The organism is Corynebacterium tuscaniense, assembly GCF_008693065.1.
GTDB classification, from domain to species: domain Bacteria; phylum Actinomycetota; class Actinomycetes; order Mycobacteriales; family Mycobacteriaceae; genus Corynebacterium; species Corynebacterium tuscaniense.
On sequence record NZ_VXKH01000002.1, the window covers coordinates 16,915 to 30,268 of the forward strand.

At 59.3% G+C, this 13,354-nt stretch carries 11 protein-coding genes; 3 read left to right on the plus strand and 8 right to left on the minus strand.

Annotated features, from left to right (window positions below; translation table 11 throughout):
• Positions 1-19 precede the first annotated feature (19 nt).
• Positions 20-2,035: a primosomal protein N' gene (locus F4V54_RS00885; RefSeq protein WP_150385934.1), complete on the minus strand. Its 2,016-nt coding sequence runs from the start codon at positions 2,033-2,035 to the stop codon at positions 20-22.
• 158 nt (positions 2,036-2,193) lie between these two features.
• On the opposite strand from F4V54_RS00885, the gene F4V54_RS00890 reads away from it, so the two are divergent.
• From F4V54_RS00890 to F4V54_RS00900, 3 genes are read left to right on the plus strand one after another with little or no spacing between them, the layout of a single operon-like run.
• A complete protein-coding gene (locus tag F4V54_RS00890; RefSeq protein ID WP_102724486.1) occupies positions 2,194-3,075 on the plus strand; it encodes a polysaccharide deacetylase family protein in 882 nt (293 codons plus the stop codon).
• Between the two features lie 40 nt (positions 3,076-3,115).
• Positions 3,116-3,520: a hypothetical protein gene (locus F4V54_RS00895; protein ID WP_034663561.1), complete on the plus strand. Its 405-nt coding sequence runs from the start codon at positions 3,116-3,118 to the stop codon at positions 3,518-3,520.
• 2 nt (positions 3,521-3,522) lie between these two features.
• On the plus strand, positions 3,523-4,428 hold the full coding sequence (locus F4V54_RS00900; protein WP_102724485.1) for a hypothetical protein: 906 nt from the start codon (positions 3,523-3,525) through the stop codon (positions 4,426-4,428).
• A 12-nt stretch (positions 4,429-4,440) separates the two neighbouring features.
• Here F4V54_RS00900 and metK read toward each other — a convergent pair whose 3' ends face one another.
• The 7 genes from metK to carB all read right to left on the minus strand — a co-directional run bounded on the left by metK (position 4,441) and on the right by carB (position 13,351).
• Positions 4,441-5,655 (minus strand): methionine adenosyltransferase, encoded by a 1,215-nt coding sequence (gene metK, locus F4V54_RS00905; RefSeq protein WP_102724484.1) that lies wholly within the window; start codon positions 5,653-5,655, stop codon positions 4,441-4,443.
• Positions 5,656-5,745: 90 nt separating this feature from the next.
• Positions 5,746-7,062, minus strand: a complete 1,317-nt coding sequence (gene coaBC, locus F4V54_RS00910) for a bifunctional phosphopantothenoylcysteine decarboxylase/phosphopantothenate--cysteine ligase CoaBC (protein ID WP_376998115.1) — start codon at positions 7,060-7,062, stop codon at positions 5,746-5,748.
• Positions 7,063-7,669: 607 nt separating this feature from the next.
• Complete coding sequence (gene rpoZ / locus F4V54_RS00915) at positions 7,670-7,978, minus strand: DNA-directed RNA polymerase subunit omega (RefSeq protein WP_034663556.1); 309 nt, start codon at positions 7,976-7,978, stop codon at positions 7,670-7,672.
• Between the two features lie 6 nt (positions 7,979-7,984).
• Positions 7,985-8,575, minus strand: a complete 591-nt coding sequence (gmk, locus tag F4V54_RS00920; RefSeq protein WP_150385935.1) for a guanylate kinase — start codon at positions 8,573-8,575, stop codon at positions 7,985-7,987.
• A 3-nt stretch (positions 8,576-8,578) separates the two neighbouring features.
• Positions 8,579-8,899 carry an integration host factor, actinobacterial type gene (mihF, locus tag F4V54_RS00925; RefSeq protein WP_034663551.1) on the minus strand — a complete coding sequence of 107 codons (321 nt, stop codon included), beginning with the start codon at positions 8,897-8,899 and terminating at the stop codon, positions 8,579-8,581.
• Positions 8,900-9,133: 234 nt separating this feature from the next.
• Positions 9,134-9,982: an orotidine-5'-phosphate decarboxylase gene (pyrF, locus tag F4V54_RS00930; RefSeq protein WP_150385936.1), complete on the minus strand. Its 849-nt coding sequence runs from the start codon at positions 9,980-9,982 to the stop codon at positions 9,134-9,136.
• Positions 9,983-13,351, minus strand: a complete 3,369-nt coding sequence (gene carB, locus F4V54_RS00935) for a carbamoyl-phosphate synthase large subunit (protein WP_150385937.1) — start codon at positions 13,349-13,351, stop codon at positions 9,983-9,985.
• Positions 13,352-13,354: the final 3 nt, after the last annotated feature.

Below are 13,354 nucleotides of genomic sequence, written 5' to 3' on the forward strand. Positions count from 1 at the left end.
CCTAGCCCCCGCTCGGGGTTTAACCGATGTGCATGGGGTTGATCTGAATACGCAGTGGCGCATCCTGCTTGCGGGTCGCGCGGTTCACATTCCCGGCGCGCAGAGCCTTGCCCAGCGCGTTACGCGTCGAAAGTGGCGTGCGGATCAGCACGCGTTGCGCCTCCCCTAACTTGGACCGGTCCCACTCGCCTGGCAGGTCCACCCCGGGTGGTAGGTCAACTGGCCCCAGGATATCTACCTGATCAGGCAAATCGGTGTGCTCCAGAAAGTCCTCGAGCGCTTCGCGTGGTGCGTCCACAGCTGCCATATGCACCGCCGGTGGGAAGCGGACCTCCCTGCGGGCAGCGAGCTCCAATGCCGCGTGCCCCGGCGCATCCCAGCGGATGAGGTGCTGCACAACGGGCAGAGATGGGTCCGCGACTACCACTACATCGCCGCCTTTGGAGTGTGGCGCCACCAGCGTGGCTGCTGCCATCCACTTGTGCATGGTCTCTTCCGTGGCGCGCAGATCGGGGCGACCCAGCAAAGCCCAAGTATCCAGGAGAACGGCAGCGCCGTACATACCGCCGTCCTCCACGCGTGGCTCCGCACCCGGAGTGGCCACGACCACGGCAGCTTTGTCCGGGATCTCTGCATGGATGCGGTCACCCCAGGAAGAGATCACAGTCGCAGGGGAAAAGGCGCGGCCGAGTTCCTCCGCTGTGCGCTGAGTGCCCAACACAACGGCGCGCAAACGGTGCGAGCCGCAGGACGGGCAGGAGTAAGCACTATCAATACGCCCACACCACCGGCAGGTTGGTGCAGCTGCTTCCCCACCACTGGGCAAACCGAGCGGACCATTACAGGCGCGACAGCGCGCTGGGGCGCGACAGATCCCACAGGCTAGAGATTGGACGTACCCGGCGCGTGGGACTTGAAACAAAACTGGTTTGTTCTCAACCAGGGCGCTCCGTGCCGCCACAAAAGCAGCTGAGGGCAACCGTGCTGCGCCTGCGCGTGGATCACGTTGCAGTTCAAATTCGCTATCCCCCGCCGCATGGATGTGCGGGGAGCGCGTGCGCACTGTATTTCGTGGCGCAACAAGGGAGTGCATCCAGCCGGCTTCTACGAGCAGTTGTGTCTCCGCGGTGCGGCCGTAGCCGCCAATGATGAGGGAGGCTTTCTCCACTGCTGAGCGCGTTGTCAGAACCTCCCGGGCATGGGTATATGGGGCACGCGGATCTACTAGTGAGTCATCCCCGTCGAACATGACCGCCGCCAGCTTCAGGTTTTTCACGGGCGCGAAAGCGGCTGAGCGCGTCCCGATAACCAGGCGCCCCTGCCCGTGCAGAACTGACAGAAACCTGCTGTACCGTGCCTGTGGGCCAAGGGAGGCCGTCAGGGTTGTGATCTGCTTTGGTCCCACATGTTCCGCTAGCGCCGCTGCCATCTGGTCCACGTCTTTTTGGTCGGGAAGGACAATCAGTACACCCGCGCCGTCAATAGCCACTTTGGCAGCTAGGGCCGCAAGGGCCGCCGCCCAATCATCACCGGGGGCTATCTGCCACGCGGCGCGGGCGAGTGTTCCGGTGATGACGGCGTCCACGAAGGATTCCCCGTACTCGTATGCACTCCACGCGGATAAGTCAGGTTCTTTCGCGGTGCCTTGGTCTTCCCACGCCGAGGTCGTATCGGTTTGCTCCGCTTTCACGTGGCGTGGCGGGATTGCGGTACGCAGGATATCGGAGCGCACCGCGGCATATTTATCGGCCAGGGTATCAACTAGGTTTCGGATGTGCTCCGGATAGACAATCTCCGGGGAAATCACCCGCTCAATAAAACGGATCTTGCCCTCGTGCTCAGACGTAGCCGCACGCCCCAGAACCACTGCATCTGCCAACCGGCCCGCAAAACGAATGCGCACACGAACTCCCGGTTGCGCGGCCGCGGAATCCTCTTCGGTGACTAAGTAATCAAACGGCCGGTCTAAATGCGGCAGACCAAGGAGCGGCAGCACGCGCACCACGGGTAGATCAGCGGCGAGCGTTTTTGACATGGCCTTGATCCTAGCGGGGTGGTGCGACACCCCCGCGACGTTTCGTCTTTCATCCTGGCAGAAGGCATAATCTATCCATCATCTATCCATCTCATGTTTCTGCTTCACCGTCTGCTTAAGCGCACCCGGTGCGACTTTGTTGGAGTTTGCGTTTAACCATGAAACGTTCGCTCACTACGAGCGCCTTAGCTTTGCTCACGGGGCTCACCGCGTTCACTGCGCTTTCTGTCACCGCGAATGCTGCCCCGATTGCCACCACGAGTGCGGCTCCTATCCCGATGTTGGTTGGCATCGGGTCCGCGTTATCTGCTCCTCTCCCCCAGGCCCCTGATTCAACTTTCCGTGTCGGTGTTTCTCCGCTCCCGCTTGCTCTGACACCCCTTGCTCCGCTGGTGTCGCGCGCGCCAGGCCAGAAGCAAAACTTTAAAGCCAAGGGGTGCGAGAACTGCGTTGCCATTACGTACGACGACGGCCCCGTACCCAACACCAGCACACTTTTGGACATACTGAAGACGAAGCACGTGCATGCCACGTTCTTCCTCATCGGAGTGAACGCCAAGGAGTACCCGGGGATCGTGTGGCGCATGCACAAAGAGGGCCATGACATTGGGAATCACTCCAACACCCATCCCCCGCTCACAGCTTTAAGCAATGCCGGGGTGGCCAAGCAGCTCGATGCCGCAAATGATGCGATCACCAGTGCTGGCGCGCCCCACCCCACGTGGATGCGCCCGCCTTACGGTGCAACAAATGCGCGCGTTGCTGAAATCGTGGGCGGACGTGGCCAGGCCCTAGCTTTGTGGGACGTGGATACGGTTGATTGGCAGCACCGTGACGCATCAAAGACGTGCTCTATCGCGGTGGCTCAGGCACAGGCAGGATCTATCATTCTCATGCACGATATCCACCTCAGTACCGTAAATGCAGCTGAGTGTGTCATTGATGGTCTCCGCGCCAAGGGCCTGCGCCCAGTGAGCTTGGACGAGCTTATCGGAGCACCCCAGGTAGGTGTCACCTACACCTCTTTGAGCGACTTTTAGTGCCTCATCGAAGTGGAGCACCCGTTGGTAGTCTTGCACCATGACCGTGCCCCGCAAAGCAGAATCCGACGATACTGAGACAGACCGCTCCGGGTGGCAGTACGCAACCCCTGTTCTCATGCTCGTGGCCTACGTCCTGGGTCCCTGGGTCCTGATACCGGCCTTTGGTGCAGAGAAAGCCCTGGTCCCGGTTCTCATCTTTTTGTTTGGTACCGCTGCGCTGGCCGGTTTTGTTGACGGGTGGACATACCGCACCACGTTTTCCTTACCGTTTTTCGCGGGCGTGGGGTTCTGGCTGGCCAAAGTTCTCTATTTCAATGACGGAACGTTTCTCTATGCACTGGGGTGCGCTGCTACCGCTGCCATCGGGATGTTTGCCGGGCAGGCGATTGGCACGAAGTTCAACCACGCCGATGCCAACACCGTGTCGCAGGCGAGGGGCTAGGAATGGGCTCACTCGAACACTACGATTGCGCTTCCGGTTTAGAGGAATGGTCACTGCACCATCCCCGCTATGGCCTCATTGAGATTCGAACGGGTTTCGACCCTGATTTTGCCCGGATCGATGAAGATTGGCCTGGCAAAGAGAAAGCGGGCCACCGCCTCACCGGCGACAGCTCTGTGAAAGAACGGATCCACGCCCGCCTGATCAACCCGCAGACACGGGTAGAAATCCTCGTGGATGGCGTGCCTCAACATCGCTACGATCAATTGGAGTCCGGCCGGTACAGCCTCTTTTCCCAAAAAGAACCAACCAAACTCGAGCCGATGATCTCCCTGGGTGTGGACCGGGACAAGCCGCACGTGAAAATTCTGGCCAGTCCCTTTAAAGAAATCTTGCACGTTGATTTCCGTGAGGGGTCATCCGTCGTTGAGTTTGATCCACCGCAAGGTTCACGGGGTGAGAAACGCAGACAAGCAATGGAGTCCAGCGCATTGCGGCGTACGGCGATCCCCATCGTCGAGGGTCTTGGCAAAGGCGGCTGGGCCCTCCTCGTGTTGCTGCTTGCCCCAGTTCTGTCGCGTTTTCTTGATTGGATTCTTCAGTTCATCCCGGATTGGGAGCTACCAGATGTCACCTTGCCACACCTGGATTTACCTGTACCCCACCTGCCCCATCTGACGTTGCCCACGCCAGATATCACGCTTCCACATATCCCCTTTCCCGAGATTCCTGAATGGGTTGAGCTGCTAGCTGAATATTCCAAAATCTGGGTGCCGGTGGTCATCGGCATTGCTCTCGGCTTCATCGCACTGCGCAATCACCGCAAGTCAGAATCAGAAAAAGAAAAATGGGCCGAGCAAGATAGCGCTGAATCGCTTTCCGACGATGCCCGGCCCACCCTCAAGTAACCTCTCTATTCCCTATATCCCCGCCGCCGCACGCAGGTCGTCGGCCTTGTTGGTCTCCTCCCACGGGAACGCCACATCAGTGCGGCCGAAGTGGCCGTAGGCAGACGTTGCGGAGTAGATCGGGCGGAGCAGATCCAGCTGGCGGATGATGGCGGTCGGACGCAGATCAAAGACCTTGTCCACTGCCTGCTGAATCGACTCGTTGGTCAGGCCATCAGCGGCAGTGCCGAAGGTCTCCACGTACAGGCCGACCGGCGTGGCACGGCCGATGGCGTACGCAACCTGCACCTCAACGCGACGTGCCAGGCCAGCCGCCACAATATTCTTAGCCACCCAGCGCATCGCATACGCGGCGGAACGATCCACCTTTGAGGGGTCCTTACCGGAGAAGGCCCCACCACCGTGGCGAGCCATACCGCCGTAGGTATCCACAATGATCTTGCGGCCGGTCAGACCAGCATCACCCATTGGGCCACCCAGCACGAAGGAACCAGAAGGGTTGACCAGCAATGTGGTGTCTGCGTTGTAGTATTGGCCCAGGCCAGCGTCCTCAATGACCCACTCCAGGATATGGGTGCGCAGTGCGTCCTCGAGTTCCTGGCCGGTGAATTCCGGATCGTGCTGGGAGGAGATGACCACGGTGTCCAGGTAGACGGGCCGGTCGCCGTCATAAGCAAAAGTCACCTGTGTCTTGCCATCCGGGCGCAGACCGGAAACGATGCCCTCCTTGCGCACCTGTGTGAGGCGATGCGACAGACGGTGCGCGGTGGAAATCGGCAGCGGCATGAACTCCGGGGTCTCATCGGTGGCGTAGCCGAACATGAGTCCCTGATCACCAGCACCGGACTGATCTTCCTCGCCGGTGGACTCATTGGTGCGCACCTCAAGGGAATCAGTCACACCGTCAGAAATCTCCGCGGACTGGTCGCCGATAGCAATGTTGACGCCACAGGTACGGCCATCAAAACCAACCTCGGAGGAAGTGAACCCGATTTCCACGAGCTTGTCGCGCACCAGCTTTGCAATGTTGGAGTACGCCTGCGTGGTCACCTCACCCACCACGTGAACCTGGCCCGTAGTCACCATCGTTTCCACTGCTACGCGGGACAGCGGGTCCTGGGCAAGCATGTCATCCAGGATCGTGTCGGAGATCGCATCGCAGATCTTGTCCGGGTGGCCTTCAGTGACGGATTCACTGGTGAATAGGCGGTAGAACGGGTCGGTCATGGGCTTGCAGGTCCTTACAGGTGAGACGGCTGTCAAAAGAAACGCGCGCCATTACGGCGACTGTGCGCACCCAAGAATAGACTAAGCTGTCTAATCCTGTCGAATCGACTCCCCGTCACCGGACGTGATCTTCTCAATCGCATCCCACATCCGTGCCGCAACCACGTGTTTCGGCCCATCCTCAATGTCTTCCGTCGATCCATCCGCACCGAGCAGCCAGCCACTATTGCGCAGCTCACCGAAGACTTTTCCTCCCGCCACGGAGTTCACCATGAGCATGTCCGCGCCCTTGCGCGCCAACTTCGCCCGGCCATTTTCCAGCGGATCATCAGTTTCCGCCGCAAAGCCAACGATCGTCGCAGACGTCTCGCCAGCCTCTCGCTTATCGACGAGCCCCCTCAAAATATCCGGATTCTCCACCAACCGCAGCGTCGATAAGACATCATCCGCCTGCCCCTTCTTCAACTTGGAATCAGCCTCAGTTTCCGGGCGGTAATCGGCGACAGCAGCTGCCATGATCACAATGTCAGCGCCCACCGCCGCGGCGTCGACAGCCTCCTTCATGTCGCGCGTGGAGCGCACGCGGATGATCTCTGCGCCAGGAGGTGTCTCCAACTCATCGGTGTCCCCCGCGACGATGGTTACATTCGCGCCACGATGAACCGCGATGTCTGCGAGCGCAAACCCTTGCCTGCCGGAAGACCGGTTACCAATGAAGCGCACTGGGTCAATATTCTCCTGCGTGCCGCCCGCGGAGATCACCACCTTCTTGCCTTCCAGTGACCGAGTGAACGTCCCTACCGCCACAATTGTGCGCGCCATCGCCGCAATCTGCGATGCCTCCGGCAATCTGCCCGGACCGGTATCCTTGCCGGTCAAACGCCCATGCGCAGGCTCCAACACAATGAGGCCACGGCGACGTAACGTTGCCACATTGTCCTGGGTTGCAGGGTTCTCCCACATCTCCGTGTGCATCGCCGGCGCTAGCACCACCGGGCACGTGGCCACAAGCACCGTCGCGGTAAGAAGGTCATTTGCGCGACCCGCAGCGATACGTGCGATCGTATCCGCCGTGGCCGGCGCGACGACAATCAGGTCCGCTTCCTTACCCACGCGGACGTGCTGCACCTCATCCACACGGCTGAACACCCCCGTGTCCACGTGGTGGCCAGACAGTGCCTCAAACGTTGCCGCACCCACGAAGTTCAGCGCTGACGGCGTAGGCACAACCCGCACGCTATCCCCGGCCTCCGTGAACTCACGCACCAAGTGACATGCCTTGTACGCGGCAATTCCCCCGGAGACACCCACAACAACGTTGAGGGGCCTCTTTTTATCTCCGCCGACCCCGGCATCAGCACCGGTGGCCTCAGCAGTGTCCAGGTTATGTGCAGCCATGTCACTCATGGCCCCCGAGCTTACCTGCCACCATCACCGCAACCTTTTCGCCGTCCAGCAGACTATGCCACCGGCTCCAAACTAGCGGCGTGGTTTTAGCGGGAGTCACTGCGTCCGTGTTGCCGTCAGTTTCGGCTGTTGTTTCCCCCGACGCCCCGAAGGGGAGTGCAACCAGCCAGCACCAGGGTCAACATGACCCCCATGATGCAGGAGAAGCCCCTGTGCTTCACTTCCGCCTACCCCCGACGTCTAGGTGGATCCTCACATCTTCGTTTGGCCCCGGCACTGACCGGCTGCCCTTTGAATATGGCACGGTTTTCTCAGTTTCGAAACATTAAATTGTCCACTTAAGTGGACATTGGTTGGAGCAAGGCGTTGACCAGCAAGTTTGCCTTAAATTTTCCTGAACGATTCCTTAGCTTTTCACCCCCATTCGGGGGGCTATAAGTGTTATAGGGAAAACATATAAGCACGTCAAGGGCCTGAAGCGGAGATATAGGGCGCGGGGACCGTCGATAATCTTTTAAGCAATTCTCAGAAAGCTAGACGCACTTTGACAGCAAAACGCGGGCCCCGGCTTTGCCGGAGACCCGCGCTGCGATGGATGAGCTAAGGCTTACTGGCCTTCCTCATGCTCCAAGAGACCATGCTCGATCTCACGCAGAGCAATGGACAGAGGCTTCTCCCCTTGCTGTGGGGTGACCAGGGGGCCGATGAACTCGAACACACCCTCATCTTGCTCCTGGTAGTAGCTGTTGATCTGACGTGCGCGCTTAGCGGCAAAGATCACCAGAGCGTACTTGGAAGACACCTTGGTCAACAGCTCATCAATAGGCGGTGCCGTGATGCCTTCAGGCGTGTCGTACACCTGCTCCTTGACATCGACATCAGCCGAAGTAGCCAGATCGTTGGTCACGTTGCTCACTTACACCTATTCATTCGTTGGACGATTAACGGACAGAAGAATATCACTAATGTCTGAAACCGCCTCATCCAGATCGTTGTTCACAATGATTGTGTCAAACTCATCCTGGCAGGCCAACTCATCACGAGCTGTTTCAAGGCGACGCTCAATGACATCCTGAGATTCAGTCCCGCGGCCAGTCAATCGATCAACCAGCACTTCCCATGACGGCGGGGCGAGGAAAACTGTCGTCGCCTCCGGCATGAGCATCTTGATATTGCGAGCGCCAGCGAGATCCACCTCAACAAGCACAGGACGACCAGCTTCCATAGCCTCACGCACTGGCCCCGATGGGGTGCCTGAACGCTGCAACCCACTGTGAATATCAGCCCACTCGAGCATCTCACCTGCGTCGATCTTGTCCTGGAACTCCTCAGGCGTGACAAAGAAGTAGTCCTTGCCATCAACCTCACCCGGACGAGGATCACGCGTGGTCATAGAAACAGAGAAGTACAGGTCTTCCACTGCTTCACGGAGCCGCTGAACCACAGTTGACTTACCGACGGCAGAAGGGCCAGCCAAAACAACAAGCCGACCCTTCTTATTCACGGTTGTCACCGATTAGTCCGCGAAGCCAAAACGCTCGAGCAGAGCACGGCGCTGACGCTCACCGAGGCCACGCAAGCGACGGGTCTGAGCGATCTCCAGCTCCTCCATAATCTCGCGTGCCTTAACCTTGCCCACCTTCGGCAGAGCCTCCAGGAGAGCGGAGACCTTGGTCTTACCGATGATCTCGTTGGACTCAGCCTTCTCGAGAACTTCCTTCAGGTTGGTCTCGCCGCGCTTCAGGGATGCCTTGAGCTCTGCGCGCTGCTTACGTGCCTCTGCAGCCTTAGCCAGAGCTTCCTGGCGCTGCTCCGGGGTTAGTTGGGGAAGGGCCACTTCGGTTCCTCCATAAATAGTAGGGGTAGTTAGTTTTCACGATTCTGTGTTTGAACCGACTCGACACTATTGCACAGCCGCTTTTCTAATTACAACTGTGTGATTGGCCGATCGCGGTTCAGTTTAACACTGGATCTTACTTGACGCGGTGAACGATACCGTGTTTCGGCATGTCACCGCGTCGGCGTTTTCAACCTACCAGCAGTTTTAGGTTATTCGCCAACTAGGGCCAGCTTAAGCGCCTGCGACCTGTTCTTTTACACGTTTGCGCAGGTCTTCAGTATTAGGTCCAGCGGAGAGAATTGAACGGGAAACATTCGGAAAAACAAGATGACTGTCTGCGCCAGCAATGCGTGCAACATCATCCATCGTTGCACCTTGCGCCCCCACACCGGGCATGAGCACCGGCGCATTGAGGTGATCCAACCGTGGTGGGTTCTTCACCGTTGCCCCCACGACAACACCGACGTGACCAACGTGACCGTTATCAGCTTGGTTGTATTGCGCACACTCATCAATCATGTGCTGGGCAACCGTATCACCAGTGGTGCCCAGGAGCTGCTCCTGGAAGGCTTCTGCTTCCGGGTTGGAATTAGCCGCCATGATGAAGACACCGCGCCTGTTCTCCCCTGCCAGCTCAATAGCGGGAGCCAACGACCTCACCCCGAGGTACGGGGTGAGAGTCACAGCATCGCAGCACAGCGGGGATTCATCACCAAGCCAAGCTGCCGCATAGCCAGCCATAGTGGATCCGATATCTCCCCGCTTAGCGTCGGCAACGATGAGGGTTCCACTACTCTTTGCCGCAGCGATGACCTCCTCCAGGACAGCGAAGCCCTGAGAACCATACCGCTCGAAGAAAGCTACCTGTGGCTTGATCAGGGCAACGTGTCCAGCGAACGCTTCCACACAACGCAGGGATAATTCACGCAAACCTTTAGCGTCATTGCTTAGCCCCCACGCAGCGAGAAGCTGCTCATGCGGGTCAATACCAACACACAAGCGGCCGTAGTCTGCTCCTGCGGCGACAAGCCGGGCACCAAAACCGGCACCTGTATCCACCGGGCTCTCCTTCTGGCTCATCTACTCCCCTGCCTGAACGTTATGCTCAAGTTCTTGGAGGCTGGTCACTGTGATCTCATTCGCGCGGAGGGATTCGATGCCCTGGACCGCTGCGGTGACGCCCTGCACCGTCGTCATGATCGGCACGTTGGAAACCACTGCCGCGGCGCGGATGTCATAGCCATCGTGGCGTGCACCCGCGGAGCCAGCTGGGGTGTTGAGCACTAGATCAACCTCGCCGTCCAGGATGCGGTCGACGATGGACGTACCTTCAGCACCGGCGCGGACAGCGGAGGCCTTCAAAGCAACCTCACACTCAATGCCGTTGCGCCGCAGCGTCTGGGCAGTGCCCTCCGTAGCCAAGACCTTGAAGCCCATGGTGGACAGACGCTGAATTGGGAAGATCAGCGTGCGCTTGTCGCGGTTAGCCAGGGACACGAAGACGGTGCCTTCGGTGGGAAGCTCGCCAAACGCTGCTGCCTCGGCCTTGGTAAAGGCAACGCCGAAGGATGGTGCCAAGCCCATGACCTCACCGGTGGACTTCATCTCCGGTCCGAGGATGGTGTCCAGCACCGCACCATCTGGACGACGGAAGCGGGTGAATGGTAGGACCGCTTCCTTAACCGCGATCGGGTGCTCGAGGGGTAGGGAGCCACCATCATAAGTCGATGGAATGATGCCCTCTTCACGCAGCTCCGCGATGGTTGCGCCAAGCATGATGCGGGCAGCAGCCTTGGCCAAGTGTACACCCGTGGACTTGGACACGAACGGCACGGTGCGGGACGCACGCGGGTTGGCCTCAATGACGTAGAGGATGTCGTCCTTGAGCGCGAACTGCACGTTCATTAGACCCTTCACGCCAATACCGTGGGCCAGTGCCTCGGCGGAGCGGCGGACCTTGTCAATATCGTCCGGGCCCAGCGTCATCGGTGGCAGTGCACATGCAGAGTCACCGGAGTGAATACCGGCTTCCTCAATGTGTTCCATCACGCCACCGAGGTAGACCTCGGTGCCATCGCACAGCACATCCACGTCAATCTCAATGGCGTTGTCCAGGAAACGGTCCACCAGCACCGGATGGTCCGGGGACAGTTCGGTTGCGCGGTTGATGTAGTCGCGCAGGTTCTCCTCGTCGTAGACGATCTCCATGCCGCGGCCACCAAGCACGTAGGACGGACGGACCAGCACCGGGTAGCCGATGCGATTGGCCACCTCACGCGCACCTTCGAAGGAGGTGGCGGTACCGTAAGCCGGTGCCGGAAGGTTTGCGGCCTCCAGGACCTTGCCAAATTCACCGCGATCCTCAGCCAAATCGATGGCTTCTGGCGTAGTGCCCACGACGGGCACGCCCGCGTCCGCAAGCTTCTGTGCAAGACCAAGCGGGGTCTGTCCACCAAGCTGCACAATCACGCCAGCGACGGTGCCGGTGGCAGCTTCAGCGCGGTAGATCTCCATGACGTCTTCAAAGGTCAGTGGCTCGAAGTACAGCCGATCAGCAGTGTCGTAGTCCGTGGACACGGTCTCCGGGTTGCAGTTGACCATCACCGTCTCGTACCCAACGCGGGACAGCTCGAGTGCCGCGTGAACACAGGAATAGTCAAACTCAATACCTTGACCAATACGGTTCGGGCCGGAGCCCAGAATGATTACCTTTGCGCGCTCGCTTTCCTTTTCTTCCTGCGCGGAGCTTGCGACGCGCACTTCGGTTTCTGCATTCGGGTCATACTCATACGCCGAGTAGTGGTACGGGGTCTGTGCCTCGAACTCGCCAGCGCAGGTATCCACGGTCTTGTACACCGGGTGAATACCCAGCGACCAGCGCAGGGAACGCACACCGTCTTCGCCAGCGAGTTCAGGACGCAGTGCCGCAATCTGCGCGTCGGAAAGCCCGAAGACCTTAGCCTCGCGGAGAAGGTCAGCATCAAGCACTGGGGCGCTAATAAGCTGCTCCCTGAAATCAATCAGCGCTTCGAGCTCGGCGAGGAACCACGGGTCGATACCGCTTGCCTCGTAGACCTGCTCGATCGTGGCGCCCAGGCGCAAAGCGAGCTCAACATCGTAGAGGCGCTTGTCCGTGGGAACCTTGAGGTCCTCGAGCACAGCGTTGACATCCGTTGCGCGCTCGCCAGCGAAGTACTCGTCAGGTTTGGTCCAGAAACCGTTCGGCTTGTCTTCCATGGAGCGCATGACCTTGTTCAGGCCCTGGATGTAGTTGCGGCCAATGCCCATGGCCTCACCCACTGCCTTCATGGAGGTGCCCAGGGTCTCGTCGGAGCCCGGGAACTTTTCAAAGGCGAAGCGCGGCATCTTCACAATCACGTAGTCCAGCGTCGGCTCGAAAGCAGCCGGGGTGACACCGGTGATGTCGTTCGTGATCTCGTCGAGGGTGTAGCCAATGGCCAGCTTCGAGGCGATCTTGGCGATTGGGAAGCCCGTCGCCTTCGACGCGAGCGCGGAAGAGCGCGATACGCGCGGGTTCATCTCAATGGTGATGATGCGGCCGTCAACGGGATTGACGGCGAACTGGATGTTGCAGCCACCGGTGTCTACACCGACTTCACGGATGATGGCAATGCCTTGGTCGCGCATTGTCTGGAATTCGCGGTCCGTCAAGGTGAGAGCCGGTGCAACGGTGACGGAATCGCCCGTATGCACACCGAGTGCATCGACGTTCTCAATGGAGGCGATGACTACGACGTTATCGTCGCCGTCACGCATGAGCTCCAGCTCGAATTCCTTCCAGCCGAGGATGGATTCCTCGATCAGCACATTCGCTTCCGGGCTGGCCTCAAGGCCATCGCCGGCGATGCGCTCAAGGTCCTCCATGGTGAAAGCCAGGCCCGAGCCAAGGCCACCCATGGTGAAAGACGGGCGGACGACGACAGGCAGACCGAGTTCCGCCACCGTGTCCTTGACTTCGTCCATGTTGAAGCACACGCGGGAGCGAGCGGATTCTCCGCCGATCTTGGCCACGATGTCCTTGAACTTCTGGCGGTCCTCACCTCGCTCAATCGCGTCAATATTCGCACCGATAAGTTCGACATTGTGCTTTGCCAGGATGCCTTGACGGTCAAGCTGGATCGCAGCGTTGAGTGCGGTCTGTCCACCGAGGGTGGCCAGGATTGCGTCAACCGGGTGGCCCTGCTCCGCCTCGCGGGCAAGGATCCGATCGATGTATTCCGGCTCGATCGGCTCCACATAGGTGTGGTCAGCGAACTCCGGGTCGGTCATGATCGTTGCCGGGTTGGAGTTGATCAGGGTGACGCGCAGTCCTTCTTCTTTGAGCACGCGGCATGCCTGGGTACCCGAGTAGTCGAACTCGCAGGCCTGGCCGATGACAATCGGGCCCGAGCCGATGACCAGGACGTGGTTGATTTCTTCGCGTTTCATGGT